The 20,498-nt window shown below is 51.2% G+C and carries 13 protein-coding genes; 7 read left to right on the top strand and 6 right to left on the bottom strand.

Features of this window, described 5'->3' with window-relative positions:
- Position 1: 1 nt before the first annotated feature.
- Positions 2-1,300 (bottom strand): putative DNA modification/repair radical SAM protein, encoded by a 1,299-nt coding sequence (locus NHM04_RS11025; RefSeq protein WP_254263848.1) that lies wholly within the window; start codon positions 1,298-1,300, stop codon positions 2-4.
- 196 nt (positions 1,301-1,496) lie between these two features.
- Positions 1,497-2,684: an acyltransferase family protein gene (locus NHM04_RS11020; protein ID WP_254263847.1), complete on the bottom strand. Its 1,188-nt coding sequence runs from the start codon at positions 2,682-2,684 to the stop codon at positions 1,497-1,499.
- Between the two features lie 110 nt (positions 2,685-2,794).
- On the opposite strand from NHM04_RS11020, the gene NHM04_RS11015 reads away from it, so the two are divergent.
- From NHM04_RS11015 to NHM04_RS10985, 7 genes are all read left to right on the top strand, one after another.
- Positions 2,795-3,673 carry a LytTR family DNA-binding domain-containing protein gene (locus tag NHM04_RS11015; RefSeq protein WP_254263846.1) on the top strand — a complete coding sequence of 293 codons (879 nt, stop codon included), beginning with the start codon at positions 2,795-2,797 and terminating at the stop codon, positions 3,671-3,673.
- 422 nt (positions 3,674-4,095) lie between these two features.
- Positions 4,096-5,211 carry a cellulose binding domain-containing protein gene (locus NHM04_RS11010; protein ID WP_254263845.1) on the top strand — a complete coding sequence of 372 codons (1,116 nt, stop codon included), beginning with the start codon at positions 4,096-4,098 and terminating at the stop codon, positions 5,209-5,211.
- Positions 5,212-5,362: 151 nt separating this feature from the next.
- Positions 5,363-5,584, top strand: a complete 222-nt coding sequence (locus NHM04_RS11005; RefSeq protein ID WP_254263844.1) for a hypothetical protein — start codon at positions 5,363-5,365, stop codon at positions 5,582-5,584.
- 552 nt (positions 5,585-6,136) lie between these two features.
- Positions 6,137-9,037, top strand: coding sequence for a cellulose-binding domain-containing protein (locus NHM04_RS11000; protein ID WP_254263843.1), 2,901 nt, complete (start codon positions 6,137-6,139; stop codon positions 9,035-9,037).
- Between the two features lie 557 nt (positions 9,038-9,594).
- The gene (locus NHM04_RS10995; RefSeq protein WP_254263842.1) at positions 9,595-11,919 is read left to right on the top strand and encodes a RyR domain-containing protein; all 2,325 of its coding nucleotides are present in this window, start codon (positions 9,595-9,597) and stop codon (positions 11,917-11,919) included.
- A 9-nt stretch (positions 11,920-11,928) separates the two neighbouring features.
- Positions 11,929-12,660, top strand: a complete 732-nt coding sequence (locus NHM04_RS10990; RefSeq protein ID WP_254263841.1) for a hypothetical protein — start codon at positions 11,929-11,931, stop codon at positions 12,658-12,660.
- Positions 12,650-13,771, top strand: coding sequence for a toll/interleukin-1 receptor domain-containing protein (locus NHM04_RS10985; RefSeq protein ID WP_254263840.1), 1,122 nt, complete (start codon positions 12,650-12,652; stop codon positions 13,769-13,771). Before NHM04_RS10990 ends, NHM04_RS10985 begins: the two co-directional genes overlap by 11 nt.
- 91 nt (positions 13,772-13,862) lie before the next feature.
- Here the strand turns inward: NHM04_RS10985 and NHM04_RS10980 are convergent, their stop codons facing one another.
- The 4 genes from NHM04_RS10980 to NHM04_RS10965 all read right to left on the bottom strand — a co-directional run bounded on the left by NHM04_RS10980 (position 13,863) and on the right by NHM04_RS10965 (position 20,383).
- Positions 13,863-14,210 carry a hypothetical protein gene (locus NHM04_RS10980; protein ID WP_254263839.1) on the bottom strand — a complete coding sequence of 116 codons (348 nt, stop codon included), beginning with the start codon at positions 14,208-14,210 and terminating at the stop codon, positions 13,863-13,865.
- Positions 14,211-14,530: 320 nt separating this feature from the next.
- The gene (locus NHM04_RS10975; RefSeq protein WP_254263838.1) at positions 14,531-16,120 is read right to left on the bottom strand and encodes a general secretion pathway protein GspF; all 1,590 of its coding nucleotides are present in this window, start codon (positions 16,118-16,120) and stop codon (positions 14,531-14,533) included.
- Positions 16,121-16,509: 389 nt separating this feature from the next.
- A complete protein-coding gene (locus NHM04_RS10970; protein WP_254263837.1) occupies positions 16,510-18,996 on the bottom strand; it encodes a LamG domain-containing protein in 2,487 nt (828 codons plus the stop codon).
- 181 nt (positions 18,997-19,177) lie between these two features.
- Positions 19,178-20,383, bottom strand: coding sequence for a hypothetical protein (locus NHM04_RS10965; RefSeq protein WP_254263836.1), 1,206 nt, complete (start codon positions 20,381-20,383; stop codon positions 19,178-19,180).
- Positions 20,384-20,498: the final 115 nt, after the last annotated feature.

Raw genomic sequence — 20,498 nt, 5'->3', positions numbered from 1 at the left:
TTCAAAACAGCGATAGCTGATTTTTCTTCTGCGCAGCAGCAAAGAAAGCCGTGCCCTGAGATTGCGCCAACCAGCGCTGCTTAATCGCCGTAGAACTTACATCACCAATAGACGGAGTGTAGTTAGCCGCTTGCACAAAAAACTGAATTTTTTTAAAGGGTATTTTAAAGCGCTCGAAATCCTCAATCCGAACTTTCTTAAAACGCCGCTGCTGCAATATGCGCCGCGCTGTTCGCACCCCTACCCCCGGTATACGCAATATTTGTTCGTAATCGGCGCGGTTTACATCCACAGGGAAGTACTCTCTGTGCTGCAGCGCCCACGCAAATTTAGGGTCGACATCTAAATCCAGCATACCGTCATCAGTGCTGGTGGTTTGGGTGATTTCATCCACCTTAAAGTGATAAAACCGCATCAACCAATCGGCCTGATACAGTCGGTGCTCCCGAATCAAAGGCGGTGGTTTTAGCGGCAACTGAGAAGAGGCATCGGGTATCGGGCTAAAGGCCGAATAATAAACCCGCCGCATCTCATAGCTTTTATACAGGTGGTGGGATTTATTCAAGATAACCGCATCATTGGAGTTGTCAGCCCCGATGATCATCTGTGTGCTTTGGCCTGCCGGAGAAAAATCAGGTATCCGCTTGGCACGATTCGTAGATTTTTTGCGCTGCTCTTTTTTCTCGGCTTTATGCTCACTAATCGCCTCTTTCAGGCGCCCCATGGTGGATTCAATGGTTACGGTAGACTTTTCTGGGGCTAGCTGTTGCAAAGACTCTTCGCTGGGCAGCTCTACATTAATGCTCAGCCTGTCGGCATAAAGGCCGGCTTGCGCCAGTAAATCTTTGGAGGCCTCGGGAATCGTTTTTAAATGAATATAGCCGCGAAAGCCGTGCTCAATACGCAGCTTTCGCGCGACAGCCACCACTTGCTCCATGGTGTAATCGGCCGATTGAATAATGCCAGAGCTTAGAAACAGCCCTTCAATGTAATTACGCTTATAAAAATCGAGACACAGCTTTACCACTTCATCGACACTAAAGCGCGCGCGGGGTACGTTGCTGGAGGCACGATTAACGCAGTAACTGCACTCGTAGATACAGAAGTTGGTGAGCAGCACCTTTAACAGAGAAATACAGCGACCATCGGGGGTATAAGAGTGACAAATACCCATGCCCCCAGACGAACCGATACCGCTAGTTTTAGCCGAGTCGCGAAAAGTGGTACCGCTGCTCGCACAGGAGGCATCGTATTTGGCGGCATCGGCCAAAATAGCGAGTTTTTTGATTAAAGCAGACATACACTACACCTATATAAATATACTGTATGCTTATACAGGTGTGATGGAAAGTCAATATGGCGTGTCGGTAGAATTTAACCGTTGCTATGTAACCACCAACGGCCTGCTCATTAAAGGTAATCCAAAACACTCGAGCCACCTGGGTCAGCTCTTGAATTGTGAACGTACCTACGCCACTGAACTCTTCTTTCTCCAGTTATCGATTAACGCCCAATAAAACCCTAAACCCGGGTATGCGCCGAACCAGAAGATAGGACAGTATACATACCACGACCGTCAACACGGTAAGTGCCGTAACCTCCAAAGCCATATTCAGTTCAAACCTCATAAGCCAGTAAAGCAACACGATAATTACGGTTTGATGGAGTATATAAAAACAAAATATCGCGCGGTTGACCTCGCTCATTTTGAGGTTGGGTTTTGATAGCCAAGCCTGCGCCCAACCGAGAATTGTCGCTATCCAAAGCCAGCCATTAGCAGACCATATAAATCCTTTGAGGCTTTCACCTAAGAATTCCAGCGGAGCTGGAAACGGGTTAGCGCCCCTGGAATAGGCTGCAATGGCCAAGTACGCGCTTAACGCCAGAATTAAGGTTAACCACCGGTAATGTGCAAAGCTGCCCCAGCAGCTGTTTGAGCGCACCAGCAAAAAGCCTAAAAAGAAAGCAAAAAAGTAGCGCGCGTTGTTAAACCAATCATCCAGCAGAAGAAACGTGGTGGGGAACCTCTTCCACAGCAGCTCGCCAATAGAGAACAGCACCAGCGCCGGAGCTATAATAATGACCCACTGGGGAGTGCGCTCGCCCAGCCATTGCCCCCAACATCGAGCCCGCTTACTGTCCAGCAACGGATAGAGCAACCATAGCACCGCGATATACGCAAATAGATAAAGTAAATACCACAGGTGGTTGTAGATCACCTGAGTTGGCTCCAGGCGCAGATACACCGGTGGCAATGGATCGCTAAAGCCCAATGGGTAACCCAGATAGTTGCGCCAAAACGTCAGATACGACATATCACCGATTGCCCCCTCTACTTTGCTTTCTACATAGGCTTGGGGGGCGACAATCACCAGGGTGCCAAAGAGCAAGGGCAGCAGTAGTCGCCGGCTGTTGGTGCCAATGACGCGGATACCCGAGTGCTTTTGTAACTGGTAAGACACCGCTGCGCCGCTGATTAAAAACAACAACGACATCCGCCACTGGTTGGACCACAACATGGCGTACTGCAGGGTTTCGCTCTGATGCTGGCTTTTAATGTGCCAGCCCCAGTCGGCGACGTAGGCCATACCAATGTGGTAGGCAATAAGCAGCGTGAAAGCGAGCACTCTAAGCCAGTCCAGTTCATGGCGTCGTTGTTGATGCCAAGCGGGGGGGATACTCATGGGCGATCTCCGAGATAGCGTGTAAACTTCCACTACTCTGCCTTAAGCGTGTTGATATGGGCTTTGTAAGTGACTGATTTCATAAGAAATGTGATAAGCGGCAGACTGTTGTGATCAATAACCAAGGTAAAACCCAGCCCGCAACTCGCGAGCGCATAAAGCGCCACTTTTTGGCCCACCCCAGGCTGTGGTCAACATCGCTGGTGCTGATATGGGCGCTGCTTAATACCGCCCTGCTCGCCACCACCGCGTGGATGGAAGCGCAAAGAATGGGTAAACCTCTGCCGCTGTGGGAGCCAATATGCTGGGAAGCCACCAGTATTTTTATGATTGTGCTCTGCATCTGGCCCATCGCCTGGTGGATTCGGTTTCTACAATCCAGATATAGCCTGGGCGCCCAGTTGGCCTTTCACGGCGCGGCGCTGGTGCTTTTTTCGGTGGTTCATGTGGGCGGTATGGTTGGTTTGCGGATACTCTGCTACCGGGCCATGGGCTCACATTACGATTTTGGCGACCCAGCCTACGAGTTCTTGTACGAATTCCGAAAAGATGCCATGAGCTACCTAACTCTGGTGGTGGTTATTTCGGGGTACCAATTTATCGCCAGGCGCTTACAGGGCGAGGCCAGTTATGTGGACGAAAGCGAGCAATCCAGCGCGCCGCTGCCCGATCGTCTACTGGTAAGAAAGCTGGGCAAAGAATTTTTAATTAACGTGGCGGATATCGAGTGGGTGGAGGCCTCTGGCAATTACGCCAACCTTCATCTGGGCAGCCGGGTATACCCCATGCGCATTACCATGGCCAAACTGGAGCGGCAGCTACCCTGCAGTCTATTTAAGCGGATTCATCGCTCGTTTATTGTCAATCTATCGGCCGTAGACCACCTGCAGCCCACCGAATTTGGTGACTACGTCATCACCCTAAAAAGCGGCGCCAACCTGCCACTGTCACGCCGTTACCGAGATGATTTTAGAGCGGCCATGCAGTAATCGCTTTTGCGACTTGCTACCACTAAAACTCAAATCGCAGGGGCGATATTTTCCTAAACCAGCCTCATTCACATTCAGTAAGAACGTATTTTTTACGTCGATGGTTTCCCCTGGCCTTTTAGTGCACGCGAAAAACAAACACCGATTTAATAATCCGCCAAGAAGCTACGTAGCGCTAGACAAGAGTTAAAAATTTAGGCAAATTACCGACTCATAGGATTATTGATAGGAAGCATGGAACCGCTTCAGAGTATTTCGCGTTCTATCCCTCCTTCTAAAGTGCTTACAGGCGATATCCGTATCAGCTAATCGTGTGACGAGGCGTTAAGTATTTGCTTGTCTCAGATATGTCAGTGATCGGCCGATTCTGTATGTCTTGCTTAATCGTTCCTATGAAAAAATACTTAGAAAAGGATTCTACAATGAAAAAGATTTTCACCCTCAGCGCGGCTATTGTGGCTGCCAGTGTTACTGCTCCGGTCAAAGCCCTGGAACTGGACTCGATAATTGTTTCGGCGCAGAACACTATCAATCGTTATGCGTATTCTGGCGAACTTTTAGAAACGGTAGAAATTCCCGCGATCACCTCGGGTGCTACAGCGAGAGATATTATTGCCATATCAGAAACGAAGATTGCCGTATTCAATGGGGTTTTTACACCGACCTTAAGTGTGTTTGATGGTAGCGTTTGGCAGAACGCCGAGTATGAAGGCTGGTCAATCGCGAACAATATTTCATTCGGCGGAATAGCGGCAACCGAAGATTACATTTTTGTGGGCGATATGAGCACTGGCAGCGGTGGCGCAGCGCAAGGCATTGTGCGCTTTACCGCCGATTTGGCTGCTGCCGAGCGCTTTTTACCCGCGTATGAGTTTATTGACTTAACAATAGGGGAAGATGGCCTGCTGTATGGGTTGACTAACACCTATGGTGACTTGCTGATCATAGATCCTGAAGATATGTCAGTAGTGTCGAGCCTTGATCTCGGTCATACGTCCGGGTCTCGCGCAGTGGTCGCCGATGCTGACGGCAACATTTATATGGCGGCCTGGAATGGCGTGATCAGCAAATTTAATTCGACCGGCCAGCTACTTGAAGCCGTTGATACCGGCTCCGCCTTGGGAGATTTGGATATTCAACAGGGCAAACTCTTGGCCTCCAGTGTTTACGATAGCACGGCCCTGCTCTACTCAACTGAGTTTGATTTTATTACCAGCTTTACTGCCCCGGGGCGCTACCCCTTTGCAACTTTTAGCTATCAGGAGGCCCTCGCAGAGCCTGTTCCTGTGGTGACGGCCAGTGTAAATATAAACTCAGATTGGGGCAGCGGCTACTGCGCGAATCTTGTGTTGACCAACACCAGTGCTGAGCCGCAAACCTGGAGCGTCGAGCTTGAGGTAGACGGTGACATTAGTAATTTATGGGGCGGCAGCTGGAGCCAAACTGGCAACACACTTAGCGTTACTGGGTTAAGTTGGAATGCCACCTTGCAGCCGGGCCAATCCAACACTTCGGTAGGGTTTTGTGCCAGCCGTTAATCTTATCTTTATCCGCCTTAGTGAACAAAATGAGGTTAACGAATAATACTCAATCAGCCGGCCGTAAAGCCGGCTAATTTCTGGATAGCTTACTTTGAAGCCTTAATTGAAAGGATTGGTTTCGCTCTACTCGTTGAAAAAAGGAATTTCTATGACGACAAAAACGCATACCAAAGACAGTTTCACCATAGTGCTTATTTGGACAGTGCGCCTGGCTTGGCTGATTTCAATACTTGTGATGCTTATGGTAATGAGCGACTATTTCACTCAAAGTCCTTTTAAGCCTCGGTATTTTCTTAGCTGGATTTTTATACTGGGAGCCACCATTGGTATGCATGGGTTGATAAAAATCCTTGCCGAGCTTAAGACATAATAAAATTGGGTTTAGCGAGACATTAAGGCGCTGGGCCTGACGGCTTACATCCGGGTGCAGAAGCAATATCCTTCCTCCAAAATATCACTGCGCTGATCTCTACCGGTGGCACTATTTGTCGGTCTACGAGGGGCGTGTTTGTTCAATCTAACCCTTGGCCTTTACTGGCTTGAGAGGAATTCTCCGAACCCCTAAATAACCGTAAAAATGACAACGCTGTCTTTATCGTTGCGGTAAAGCGGACCTTTATAACCATAAACCCATCAATGTGACTTAAGACACATTTAACGAGTTTTTGTCGGTTTTTTGGCCAAAATTCCTTGTTGTTAGACCCGTGTGTTTGCATACTGATTTCGCTTATTCCTTGTACAGCCGATTAATAACAAGTAGTCAGCGCTTTTTTTTGCCCATATATGACAACGTTGTCCCTTGGTTCAGACACAATAAATATCAGTAACCGATGGGAGCAAGCGTTGCCAGCAGAGTGTTGATAGGGGTGAGCACCGATGCTCCGTCCATGACTAAAGCTTTAACGACTTGGGAGAACAAAAAATGACTCTATGCAAACAGAGCAAGCTGTTGGCTGCTTTGTCTCTTACCGTGGGGACAGGCACCGCTATGCAGGCTCAGGCCTATGACTGCGCTAACCTTAGCGATTACACCAACACCACTTATGCCAACGGCGATCTGGTTCGCCATAACGGCGAGGCCTTTCGCTGCGAGGTTGGCGGCTGGTGCTCCACCGGCGGCGCCTACGAGCCGGGATCGGGCTGGGCTTACGAAAATGCCTGGACCGATTTGGGCCAGTGCGATGGCAGCGGCCAATCGAGCGTATCTTCCAGCTCGGTCTCATCCGTATCTTCTAGCAGTTCATCCGTCGTAAGTTCTTCGTCATCGTCAACGGGCGGCGCCTGTGCCAACGCCTGGGACGCCAGCATCGCCTACACCGGCGGCGCTCAGGTCACCGCCGGCGGTTCTCGTTATGAAGCTAAGTGGTGGACGCGCGGCGACGACCCGCAAACGGCAGGCGCTTACGGCCCCTGGAAGCTGATTGGCAGCGCCAGTTGTGGCAGCGAGTCCTCATCGAGCAGCTCGTCATCTAGCCTCAGCAGCGTTTCCAGTAGCAGCTCATCATCCAGTGTGAGCAGTGTCTCTAGCAGCAGCTCATCCAGCGTGGTTTCTAGCTCGTCTTCAAGCTCGAGTAGTGTGGATGTTGGTGAGCTGTGTGCAGACTACCCCGTGTACCCGAATTGGCCGCAAGCCGATTACGCTGAAAAAGACCAAGTGGTGGTGTACGACAATATCGCCTACCGCGCTAAGTACTACACAGATACCGTTCCGGGTAGCGATGACACCTGGCAGCACGAGCTTAACTGTGACGGTACCGCCGAAGGTGGCCCGGCCCTGCTTTCTATGCCAAACCCGAAAGACCCGGTTAGCTTAAAAGTGGCCGGCTGGCCCAATCAGGTGGTCGCTGCAACACCCGCTACCGCGCCTGACATTATTGACATCACCGCGTCTATGGCCAGTGTTGCCAGCACGGCCGATTTAACCAGCGCCTTTGAAGCCGCTATTGCCAAAGCGCAAAACGCCGGTACTAAAACGGTGGTTATCCGTGGCGACTTGCTCGACTCAATTGTTGCCGACAAAGGCGCGTCTTTAGGTACCGTTGATGTTCAAGCGGCACTGTCGGCGGCGACAACATCAATTGATGCCAGCGGGCTTAGCAACGATGCCAAAGGCGTAGTGCAAGCTTACAACTTAATCCTTAACGAGCTGGCCCCCAACGCCGTGTTCGGCTGGGAGCTGACCATTGGCAGCTTTGCCAACCAATACCACACGGGTTATCGAAGTGTTTGGAACGCCGCTTCTAAAGCGACGGCAGATGCCCTTTACTCTTTCGAGCTGTATCGCGGCAATAACGCGGCCGACATAGTCGCCTTCGTTAAAACAACGGATACGGCGGCGTTGACGGCGGACCAGTGGGACAATGGCTTGCGATTTGTAAAACAAGTGTCTGACTTTATCGAGTCACCTGCCTTGCTGTCTGTACCAACGGCTCAGGCCGGCACTTACTTTTTGGGCGAAACTTCGGCCGAGCGTAAACTGCGTCACGCGGCGCACCACAATGTATTTGCGGTTCTGTTCGATGCCGATAGCGCCAGCCTTAGCAACAAAATTGCCGACTATGCAACGGCAACCGTTCCTCTGTACTACGAGGGCCAGGGCAGCGCGGTGGATGATAACCTTGAGCTGACCGCAAACGCTTCATTAAACGCGACGCTTCTGTCTGTCGAGCAAACCATGAACAACGAAGCCTTCCTCTACGAAGTTTCGCAAGGCTCCTACGCGCCATCTACCGTCTACAAGTGGAACGACTACTTGAAGGCGTTAAGCTCCATGCATAACGTCGGCATTGCTGGCAAAAAGCTGTGGCTGCTGGATGAAAACGCCGACGATGCTACCAATGAGAAGTACGCAAAGGTCGCCATCGCCGCTTTCCTTTCACAAAGCATGAAAGAAACCATTCGCTACAATGCGTGCGACGAAAACAACTGGTCGATTGGTACCGGTGACCCTGTGGACTATCCACTGAGTTCATCCTGTGGGCAGCTGCAGCAAGATTACGCCAGCTATGGTGTGAACCCGGTAACCGGTGAGGACCACCCCTACTCTTGCCCGCGTGCGCCCAAAATGGAAGTAACCGCTACTACCCACGCCGGTTGGTATGGTGCGCCTGCGCCATTGTTTGCCGCGCCAGATGCAGTACTTGAAGAGGCCGGCCTGCTGGTTGATGGCGCTGTCGGATACTGGAACTTCGGTGGCGGCTGGTGCGCCGAACCACCCGAGCGTATCGACACCTCCAAACAAGCGTGGGAGCGTGATGCCTGTAAAGTCTATGTGGGCCAAAAAGCCGGTGAGTTTGTTCACAATGGCGCAGCCGGTAAGTCTGTTGAAGGCTGTGGCTGGTGGGGCCGTGGTGTTATTCAAACCACAGGCCGCCAGAACTTCGGTACGCTAAACCACTTTTTGGGCCGCAGCCACGTGGACCCGGCCACCGTGGGCACAGTGCAACAGGGTATTAACGTAGCACCCGCTCCAGCAGACCCGCTGTACGCCAACCTGGACTTCTGCTCCAACCCGCAGCTGATCTGTACCTCCGAAGAGCACAAAGAGCTCAAGTGGATTGCAGGCCTGTTCTATTGGGTGAACGACGTTCAAGGCTACAACGTAGACGGCGGCCCCTACGGTGACTGGGACTACCTGACCGAGCTAAAAGCCTATGTGGATGGCGGCATGCAAGGCACCGAGTTTATCGACGACATCTCCGGCATCGTCAACCGCGGCTGCCCCGACTCCTCCTGCCCCATCAGCGGTGAAGTTGACGGCATAGAAGACCGCCGCGAAAACTTCTTTTTGGTACTGGAAAAGTTAGGTTTAAACCCGCAATAAACCGCAATGCAGCAAGCACTGACCCTGTGGTCTAAAACCCAGGGTCAGTGCAACCTGGCTTCAAACGGTGAAGCGTAAAAGTATGCCTATGGGCTTTGTTTTGCGTTTTCGCTTTTGCCCCTCAAGAATTCCGCAAAACCGCCAACCCTAGTCAGCCTTCTATCTATCTCCCCGGTTGTCAGCTCCAACCCACCGTGGCACACTAAGCCGCATAGCGCGTAAGGCTTATCTCCAGAATCGCTTACTTTAAGCAAGCCACGATAAGCACGATTGAACCAGTCAGGAAGGTGAGATAATAGCGGATATAGCCCAGATAGACGCAACGTTTTTCCCTTCACACACCCCAGTCAATTACGCCAATATTCTACAAACTTGATATTTCAAGGCTTAGAGCGAGGCTGAATTACAATTCAAGATTTCACGCCTGCGATGTCTGAAAAACTTAAACAAGTACTCAAGTTTTGGTGGGGCAGCAATCAGGTTTATCTTCGAACGGTGCAGATTCAACCTGCCCCCTATGGTTTTGAAACAACCTTTAACAGTGAAAGTGATTTCTGATGAATGCATCCAGTAGCCCCCTAATTCGTGCCTACCTTCCTTTCACCGTTTTGCTAATTTTTAATGTGTATGCGATTGCCACCACATCTTACTCCACGGGAAACATTGCTAATGATGTATACCGAGCTCTCGGGCTATTTGCCTTCGAGGGAGATTGGACAATGCAAGAGAGCAAAAGCTTTTTTGAAAGCATTATAATTAACATAAGCCGCTTCGGGTCGGCTGTCTTTACCGTAGGTTTTATTTTAGCAGTTCTGTTATCGGGGTTCAGGGCCTGGCTAATTAAAATATTCCGGCCACGTAGAGGACATGTCGTTATTTTCGGTAGCGGGCCCGTATCCCAGACGATACTGGAATCAGCCATTGCCAAAGGAAAAAGGTGTATATTCTTCGAGATATGTGGTGCTGGAATTAATCAAAGCAGTCCGAACATACGTTCAGATTGTGCACATTACAAATACGAAACTTTAGATTGCAACCTTTTAGGTGGCATAGGACTAAGCCATTCTGACTCGATATTTGTTTGTGCTACAGATGACTCACAGAGTGTATATTTAGCTAAATCATTGATTAAACACATTGATTCTCGGTGTGATTCGATTGAGAAAATAAAGATTTTTCTTCACCTTTCTGACGCTAAAATCAGGGAGGGGTATATTGATCTGTCTGAACTAACTGGTGATTCGGCGATTGACGTTCGTCTCTGGAGCGCTCAACAAATTGCAGTCGAAAGTCTCTTTAGGAACTTTCCTCCCTTACGTTATACAAAAATAAAAGGGAAACCAAGTCCAAATTTAGTCATTATCAGCGATGGTGACTGTATAGAAAGTGTTGTTAATCGGTTTATTGACTTATGCATGTTAACCGAGGGTGAACTCCCTACAATAACCATCTATGCCGGACCTCACGCAGAAACATCTAGCTTAGACAAATCTTCTTTAAGTATTATTTCTAATATTACCATTAGAACTTTTAGTAGCATCTATGACGAATCGTTTGAAAGTGACGTCGTAGACTCCATGTCCGAATGCACTCAGGTTGTGATTTTTGGAATGCCAGAACTAAATCAAGTTAGGCTTTCCGCGTCCCTCTACAAAAGTCAACTATCGAACGCACTGTTTTCGGCGCCAATTATCAGAGCACGATTAGACTATGACTATTATAGTGACCCGGTAAAATCAATATTTTCATTGGGCCCCAACAATATTCATGACTTTTATGCAGAGAAACACCTTGTTAGTTACGCGTCCATTTTGTCACGCGATATGAACAACATGGCAAAGGAAATACACCTGAAAATCAAAGAATCTGAATCCCAGAGAGGAGGGTGGCAGCCTTGGAGTAGACTTTCTAACGAGCTTCGAGAGTCTAATAGGAAATCTTCGATAAGCTGGGAAGACAAGCTCAGCGCGCTCAAGATAGAAACTGTTGATAGCGTTTCAGAAATAGAGTTAACAGCGCCTGAAAAAGAGCACTTAGTGGCTCTCGAACACAGCAGATGGTACGCGGAAAGAATACGATCAGGCTGGCGCTATGGTAAGAAAAAGTCAACCATATTAAAGAAAAATCCTTTACTACAGCAATGGGCTAATCTTCCCAAGACCAGTAGAGACGACAATATAAAATGGGTTTCGGAGAGCTTCAACATTTTTCAAAAAGCACTAGAACACCCCATCCTACCGGGCGGCACCCCTAAAGGCCTAGCCCGCGTTCGGACAATCTGTGTTGTAGGCCATAGGTGGCTTCACATACAAGATAAGGCTTATGAAGCTCGCCTTATCGAGAAGATAGACAGTCGCCTTAAGGACTTGAAAAGAACCCATGAGAATTCAACTTTTCATGTAGTAAGCGCTCTCGCAGAAGGCGCGGACCGGCTGGTAGCGGAACGCTGCATTGAGGTATTGGGGGCTAAATTAATAGTGATATTACCCATGCCATATTCATACTACCGACAGGATTTTTCAGGAAAAGATAGTATAGTAGATGAAAGGAGCGAATTAGAGTTTCTAAAAATATTCAAAAAAGCGTCGTGGCATTGTGAACTTCCACCAGTATATCACGACCCTATGGATCTAGAGACACCAGACAGCAAAGGGCGACTGAGTCAATATAGCGCACTGGGCGAATTTTTATGTCAAGCTGGCGATGACCTTATAGCGCTATGGGACGGAAAAGAAGCTAAAGGCCAAGGCGGCACTTCCGAAGTTGTTGATAAGTGGATCAACCATAAACCACCTCCTACGATTGAATCTTCCTCCTGCCAAAATATAGACAGTGATCCTGGTTTTTTTCACATTGAAATCGATAGAAATAAAGTTAAATAAGGATTTTCTGTGCTAAAAAAAATAGTTTTTGTCGTATTCCACGATAAGGATAGAAAAACGTTCGAGTGGATAAAATCCGAGTTTTTTAAAAGAAAGTTACCGAAAGGCGTCAAGCCACTTTTCTCGCTAGACGATATCGAAATAATAGAAGCCGATAGCACGAGCAACTTTGACACTGAAACTCACTCGGCTATGTTAGTTATCTGCTCAAAGTCCCTATTGCTCGATAGCAAAGCAAATCAAATAATTAAAAGATTTAAGGGAACTAGCGACGAAGTTCTTCCTGTAGTTGTTGACGGATCTCCTTATTCGAGCATAGAAAAAAATAACAGCGCAAGCGAAGAATGCTTCCCTCAAAGCCTTCTATATAAGATCGGACCAGATGGAGCAATAAGCAATGAACGAACGGAGCCTCTTTATACCGATATTAGAAAAGGTGCCTACAGGCCTCGGAATGCCATAACACAAATAAAAGCAGGGATTCTTAAGATCGATTATAGGGACTTAATGCAACGGGAAAAAAGGAGAAAAAACATTTCACTTTTCGTCACCTTTATAATTATATTACCTTTTGTTTTTTTGTTGCTGAAGTGGTTTTCAATCACCTGGGGTCAGATACGACAAGGCCCCATGAATAGCGAACTCGATAATGAAAAGGTTAGAGAGTCGATAGATTACATGTTTAAAGAGATGGGAAGAACTACTGAGAAGAAAGAAAAGGAGAATACGAGTGAACTTTAAATATTGGGCGTTCATTAGCTACTCTCATACCGACGAAAGCATAGGAAAAAGAGTTCATAAATACTTAGAAAAGCTTCCACTGTCAAAAAGAAAGCATGGAGTGAAAAAGCTTTTTCCAATTTTCAGGGATAAAGATGAGCTACCCACATCTTCAGATTTAGGCAGCCAACTTAACTCCGCTTTACTAGATTCAAAGTATTTATTGGTTATATGCACCCCAACATCAGCGAAGTCTAAATGGGTTAACGAGGAGATCCGAAAGTTCTCCGAACTTGGCCGAGCCTCTAGGATCATTGCCTTCATCCCTAAAGATGTGTCGCCAATGGAGGAAATATACACTCCGGAGATGGCAAAAATAATATCATCTGGTGATTTAGAGCACCGGATTACCTGGTCCAAGGGCGGTTTACGAACGCCGGTAGATTTGTTAGCTGCTACTATATGTGGTACGCCGTTATCTGGAATGCGGAGGTATCAGAGCTTTAGAAGGCTACGTAAAGCTGTGATTTGGATGATGGTTCCTTTCATTACAGCAATCGCGCTTTTTCTTATGCCAACATTCTCTACGTTGCTATTCTCTCACAAGATTCAAACGGATGACGCCTTTTCTCAAGTGGTTAAGGAAGACTACGCAAAGAATGCAGCAAAAATGGCTGACTCGGAAGAATTCAAAAAGGCATCTAAAGACATGACAAAAATCATGGGGGCCATGTTTGATGCAGCAGAAAATCAACGGAAAAAATTGAATGAGCCTTTAGATAGAAGACTAAGTATGAACAGCCCCACCCCCTCCCCTGACTCGAATCAGGGAGGTGAGAGCGTTTATTCGGATAAACATACTATTCGTCCTGAATCGGTTCATAGTAATTTAGCCAGCGCGCAACTTAGAGGGCTTGACGTTGTTATATCCAAAGCTAGAGAGATTCTTGAAGCCTACAAAACCACTAACGATCAAAATGCAAAGCTACAGCTGCAGGAACATTTAGCTATGATGCTATATTCTCTGAAACTTATGCCAGTAGAGCAGGCGACCACTCAGCAAAAAAAGGACATTAAGGAAATTGTAGATAAGATTCACGAAATTAATCCTGCATTGAGTTCGGGCTTCTAAAGTCTAAATAATATCGGGGCCAAGTCTTGAATTGTGAATTTAAGGCTTGCTCCAAACTCTCTCGGCAACACATAAGGCGACCCATTTACACTTACTTTTTATCCGCCAAGGGTTTTCCGGAAAAATAATCCTCCATCCACTCAACTAACACCTCAACATTCACCTCAGAGAATCGCTTACGCTGAAACTGATCGCTGGCTTCATCATCCAAGTTGGCAAACTGATAGAGCAGCATTCCCTGCTCTTCGTCATGCAGTATCAACATAATGCGTTTGCGTGTACGCAAACAGTCAACCGTCATAACATCGGCTGGAATACCGGTATCGCGTAAGCCCCGCCGCACCGCCACCACCGGGTTAATGTCTTGATGGGTCTGTTGGATTTTAGTGTGGGCTTCGGTGATTTGGTCGGACAGAGTTTTTAACGGATCTTCAGGCATCAATAATTCCTTTGAAGTAGTGCGCTGTAGACTACCAGAATTGGCGGTATTTCTATAATTTGAATAGCAGAAGAATCACGTTCTAACCGAGCTACGAAGCACCGCTCTTAAATCCCCGTAGATCCAGCCGAGTGGAGGTCTATTTTAGTGGGTAAGCAAACAGGACGTTTGCGCAAGTATCGTCAGGCCAGGGACGGCCTGTCGATACGGCCCTCTAAAATAGACCGGAGCGAGGGAAGCCGAAGGCCGGGATCTTTTGGGGGACGGTTTTTGGTAACTTTTTACCGCTAAAAAGTTACTCGCCTTTAGGCGAAACCGATTTAAACCGGATTCCCAATCCCCCCATCCACAATCGGATTCATCGCCGTCAACCGATCCATCAAGGTCGCATTCCCCAACCCATGCTGAGGAAACAGCGTGGGGAAAAGGTGTTGCTCGTTATGCAGTGCCATATAATTCAGCACCAAAGTCTCCACCAATAAGTTCACGTTATTAGCGGCGGGGCTGGAGGCGGTTTCAACGTCGCCACTGCGGCGCATGTAGCCCAGTTGCTGATGCACGGCTTGTTCTTCCAGCGAGCCGCCGACGATACCGGGGCGGCCGTTGGGGTTGTACACCAAAAAGAAGCTGGCGGCGGTTTGCTGGTTGTCGCCGGTCCAAACGCCTTTGCCGCGCCCTTCGGCGGAGTTATCCAACATGCCGTTGGAGAACACCGAACCATCGGAAAAGACGTAAATCATGACCGGTACGCCCACGCGGGCAGCGTATTCAATGCAGGCGCCAATGCAGCGTCCGGCGCGCAGGTCGCGGATTTCGCCGGTGGCGCGGTCGCCGGTGTGGTAGTCGTAACCGCCCATGGTGATTGTGCCTGCGCCGGCGTAGCCGTTAACCACCAGTTTCATGACCGAGGCGGCCTTGCGGAATTCGCCGTCCGAGTCGAATTCGTCAAAACTGAAAATACCGGCGGGGCCGACAATGTCCGGGTCGGCGACTGGGTCAATGGCGGCGGGGTTGCCGAAGCGGTCGGCGAGATCGGCGCTTTTGACATAGCCGCAGCGCATTAAATCTTTTAATACCGTATCGCGCACGCTGCCGGTATTCACCGCGCCCAGCTTGGCGTTGCTGATGCGGTACATGGATTCCATTACCGCGACTGTGTCCGACTGGCTGAGCAGGCCCACTAAATCGCCCACATCCACCAGGCCCGAGACATCGCTGGGGCGGTCGACTTTGGTGGGGCGCACTTCGGGGTTAATCAACATTTCGGGGGCGAGAGAGTTACCGCCCGAGTCGCTGGCGCGCGAACCGATAAGTGCCAGCAGCGAGCCGTTGGCACCCACGCGGTTAATGCCGTACATGGGGTTGTGGGGGTTGTTGCCGGTGTCGTTTTCCGAGCGCGCGGGAATGACCGCGCCGTTTACACTGGCGGCGCGGTCGGTGCCAATGCGTTCTAAAATACCGCGCAGCATTTGGCTGTCGGAATGAAAGGCCAGGCCCAAATCCTGATTAATAAAATCGCCCTGCCCGCTTTGTGGCGTCATATCGCCGGGCAAACCCTGTTTGCTGTAACCGGCGGTAGAGAGAAAATCCATTTGCCCACCGGGGCCACCGACTAATACATTCGAGCCCGCAATATTGGCGCCGCCTGCTAAATCGAAACAGATAAACGGAATTTTACCCGCGCCTTGGGTGGCTATGCCACAGGCATCGCGCATGGCAGCCAAATCCGACGACAGTGCCGCTTCGGCCTGGCGTGGGTTGGCGAACAGGCTAAAGGCGCTGCCGCCCAACACGGTGGCCGTGCCTTTGTAAAAGCCCTGGCAGATCATGTCGCGCCGGGTGATGGGGAGGCTGTGATCGTTGAGCTTTAGCGGTGCATCTGGGTGCAGGGGTTGTTTGTTTTTACGCATGGGGTGGCTCCTGGGCCTTATTGCGTTGCTTCAATTTTTTGGTGTTTGGTTTTTGATCGCCAAACACTGAATTCAACATATTGCTGAATTTTCAATTCTCGTTTCATATGCCCGTGTCGCCGGGCGTGGCGAGTTACTTTTTAATCAAAAAGTAACCAAAAGATTTGCCCAACAATGGGCCCCTGGCGGGGTGCCCTCATTCCGGTCTATTTTAGGGGGCCGTATCGACAGGCCGTCCATGGCCTGACGATACTTGCGCAAACGTCCTGTTTGCTTACCCCCTAAAATAGACCTCCATTCGGCTCCATTGTAATCGGGCGAACCCTCGGCGGTTCCACGTTTTCCACTTCGATCTCAAAACTTTTTATGCCTAGCAACGGAAAACATTTCTAATGCACCAACATTATCGCGCTGCCGAGTGCTGCGGCGCAGGTGGCTTTTACGGCGGTAGCGGTGCGTTCGGCGTTGCAGTTATTGCCGCAGTTGGCCATGGTGTCGATTAGGCGGTTTAGTTCGTCGCGCACGACGGTTGGCTCGGCCTGGTTGTTTAAGCTGTTGCCGTTTACTTCACCCCCAACCAGTGCGTTTAACAGCGGGTCGATTATTTGTGCGCGGCCGGTGGTGTTAAAGGCTTGGGCCGGGGCGGCGCTGAAGTTAAACCCTGGGAAAAAGTCGCTGCGTTTGTCTGTGTCGTTGACCAGGGCGTTGCAGTAGGCGACGGCCAGTTGGGTTATGCCCATTTGCTGGGCGGCGACAAAGCCGTCTATTTGCGCGGCTACCGGCAGTTGCTGTTCCACTTTTTCGTAGGTGGCGCGCACGGCGTCTGTGCTGTGGCTGATGCCGGTCATGGCGGCCAGGGACTGGTTAATGGCGGCGAAGGTTTTGATACCAATGCGCGGTTGGTCGGCGATGTCGGCGGCCGGTTGTGGCGCGGGTGGTTCGGCCTCTACTCGCACGTATTCGTGTTCGCCTAAGCGATCGAAGGTTAAAAAGAAGGTATCCAGCTCGCTGCCCTGCTCTAGCCCGATGACTGCACCCTGGCGGGATAAGTCTTGCTTGCCATCCACATAGTCGGCGGCGTTAATTTCGGTATCCAGCGCGGCGAATACTTGGCCGACGATGGCCTCGCGGCCGTTGATGCCGATGCGGATGCCTTCGAGATCAACGGTGGGAATGGGTTCGTCCCCCAGGCTGGCGAAGAAGGGCTCGCTGAACAGGTAGCTGTAGTCGTCAAACTGCTGCACCTGAAACACCACGTAGGCCTGGCTTAGGCCGACTTTTTCACTCACATCAAACAGCAAATAATACTTTTGCCCCACGCCCACCTCGTAGTTGGCGGCAATGGCCTCGGGCGGCAGGGCGCGGTTGTGAATGGCAAGAAAGCGCAGGCTGCCCTTCCATAAGCGATCCGATGATACTTCGTTACCCACCACCAGGGCGTAGCTGGAATCCCACTCGTTGAGGTTGCCGGGCTCGGTTTCATCCACATCGCCGGTGTACTCGCCGTTAACATAAATGCGGCGGCCGTTGACCGGGTCAAAGGTAATGACGGCGTGTTGCAAGCTGGCCTGCAAACGTTCGTCCGCATCGGCGGTGGACAGCGCGGGCATGCCGTTGCCATCGGTGGTAGAGCTGCGGTGGAAGAAGTCGTAGTTGTACAGGGTTTGCCCCAGGGTAAAGTTGCGCACCTGGGTGCTGCCCGAGTAGCTGACAATGCGTGCCTCTTCCTGGGTGACGTTATCGGGTATTACCCAGGCCTCGATGGTGTATTCACCGGTGGCGGTGATTAAGTCGAACAGCTTGCGACTGGTGGCGGTAGAAGCCTGAGCCTTGCCGTCGATAATGCGCAGCCCCCAACTGGACATCCAATCCACATCGCCACTGATGGTTAAATCGGCGGCGGGCTCGACCCCGCTGGTGTCGTAGGCGATGCTGCCCTCGCCCGCTTTAAATTCGTACTTGGCGATGACATCTGACTCTACCCGGCCGCCGGAGCTGGCGATAATGCCATCACCCAGTTGCAGGGCTTTGCTGATGACTAAGTCCGGGTCTACCTCGGTTACCGGCAGGCTGTTTACAAAGCTTTGAATGGCGCTTTGCATGGCGGCGGCATCGGATTGGCAGTTGCCGCTCCAGCAGTTGTGGCTTTCTAGCCCCAGGCGCTGTACCAAACGCGAGTCGGCGGGGCTGTCCAGGCGAATGCGGCTGCGCGAAGCGTCGTAAGAGACTTGTACATCGGCACTGCCCAAATAGGGTTGCTGCTGGGTAGGCGCGCTTTCGGCGTGGCAGCCGCTGCAGTACTGGGCAAGCAGCGGGTACACGGTGCTGCTAAAGGTGCCTGGACTGGCGGTAAAGTTTTTGCTTTGCCCCACGTCTTTTTCTACCGGCGGAATCAGCACGATTTCGTTGGTGAGCGAGCCGGTGCTGCTGGCCCAGTCGGTAATGTAGCCTTCAATAATATCGGCGCAGGCGGTGGCGCTGTCCAGCCAGCAGTTGTGGCCGCCCGCCACCTTGGTAACCAGGGTGGATAACTGCGGTGTGCCCAAGTCCACCAACTGCTCGCCCGCGCTGTAGGCCTGATTAATATCGTCGCTGCGCACAAAGCGCGGCAATTGCCCGCCGGTGCCGTGGCAGCTGCCGCAGCGCTCCTGGGTGGCCAGGTTGTCCCAAATGTTCAGCTTGTACAGCTGGATATCGTCGGTTTGCGGTGCCGGGCCGTTGTATTCCAGGCCGTTGCCGCCGCCTCCGCCAGTGTCGGGGTTAACGTTGGGGGTGGTGGCTTCGCCACTGTCTGAGCCGCAGCCCGCCAGTAAAGCTGCGCTAAAGGCCAATGCGGCGAAACTCAGTGGTGCCTGGTGTTTTGAGTGCTTTTCCAATTTGTGGGGCGGGCGGTAACCGGCGCTGAAATTCAGAACACGCGGTGAATACGTCCTTGTAGCTCTGCTCCAGCCTCCATGCTGGAGAAGGTTCTGACTTTCAGCGCCGCTTCCCGCCCTTCGCATTGGAGCCTGGGTGAAAGATGCTATCGCCTGCAGGATGTTTTTTATCGCCGCCATATTATTCACCCTTGCAGTAGTCGGCGGTGTCGATAAACACCTGCTTTAAGTTGTAGCCACTGGCGGCGAAGTTGCCGGTAGCGGTAGCGATCAGGGCGCGATCTTCGCTATTGCCGGGTTTGCGCAGGCACACGGCGTTAAACACCTTTTCCACCTGGCAGCTGGCAAAGGCACCGGAGTGGGCCAGCTCCATCCCTAAGCTTTTGGCTCCACTGCCGCTGCCCTCAAGGCTTGGGTCCCAGGCCAGCACCACGTTGGGGCCGCGGCGCCAGTAATTGTCCCAGTGGTCGTCGGGGGTGACGTAACCGGGGGCAAAGGTGCCGGCATTAATGTGGTATTTGGCCTCTACCCGGGTGCCGGTGGCGGGGTCAGTTTCACCCTCACGGTTGTAGTGGATGGCGCCAAACTCGGCGTCCGGGTCGGTGGCGGCATCGTATTCGTAGTCGTAATAAGCAAAGGCCTGGGCCATGGGGTCCATGCCCGTGTGGCAGCCCACGCAGTTATTTAAAAACACCCGGCTGTCGCCGCCGGGGCTACGGCTTACATCCTGGCGGATGCGATCGGGAATACCCGTGGTGTCGTGTACCTGTTCTAAATCGCGGCACAAATGGTTGAGCAGGGTAAAGCGGAACATCGCGCGATTGGTGCCCGCGTAAAAAAACGCTTTGGCGGCGGCGCGGCTGGTCATTACCCCGGCGGTGGCCTCGCTGGGAAGGCCAGTAAGTGAGGACTGACTTTTCCGCTGCAGCGCGTCTTTTAAGCTGGCGCCGCTCGCCTCCAGGGCGCGGTAGTGATCGTTGTTGTCGGTGCTATAGGCGGGCAGATTGCCACTGCCGGTATAAAGCACATCGCCATACAGCAGCTGGCGAAAGTCCTCGCCATCGCGTACTAAACCCATCACCGTGGCGGTGTAATCGTTAAGTGGCGCGAAGGGCGTCATGTCGCGGTTGGTCCAGGGGGTGGCCAGGGTTTTTAAGGTGGCGCGGTAGAAACCGTCGTGCTCCATGGCCAAGTTCGCCGCCGCGGCTACATCGCCGCTTTCTATATGCTCGGCCATTTGCAGCAGTACGGTTTCGCTGGGTGGTACCCCGGCAATACGCGAGTGAATTTGCAGCGCCTGCTCGCGCGGCCCGGCCGAGGCCTGCGCAAAGGCGCACAGCAGTGCAGCGGCCAGTCCGGCGCGCTTTAGTTGTTTGTTAAGGGACATCCCCCGGCTCCACGGTTTATGCTTGCATGCTTTTTAGCCGTCTATTATAGGCCCAGCGGGTGCGGGAACTTCAGTGTTTAAGGGCCGGCCGCTTGTCTACCCAATCACAAAACGG

It is taken from the genome of Gilvimarinus sp. DA14 (assembly GCF_024204685.1).
In the GTDB taxonomy this organism is placed as follows: domain Bacteria; phylum Pseudomonadota; class Gammaproteobacteria; order Pseudomonadales; family Cellvibrionaceae; genus Gilvimarinus.
This window is presented reverse-complemented; position numbering and strand designations above follow the sequence as displayed.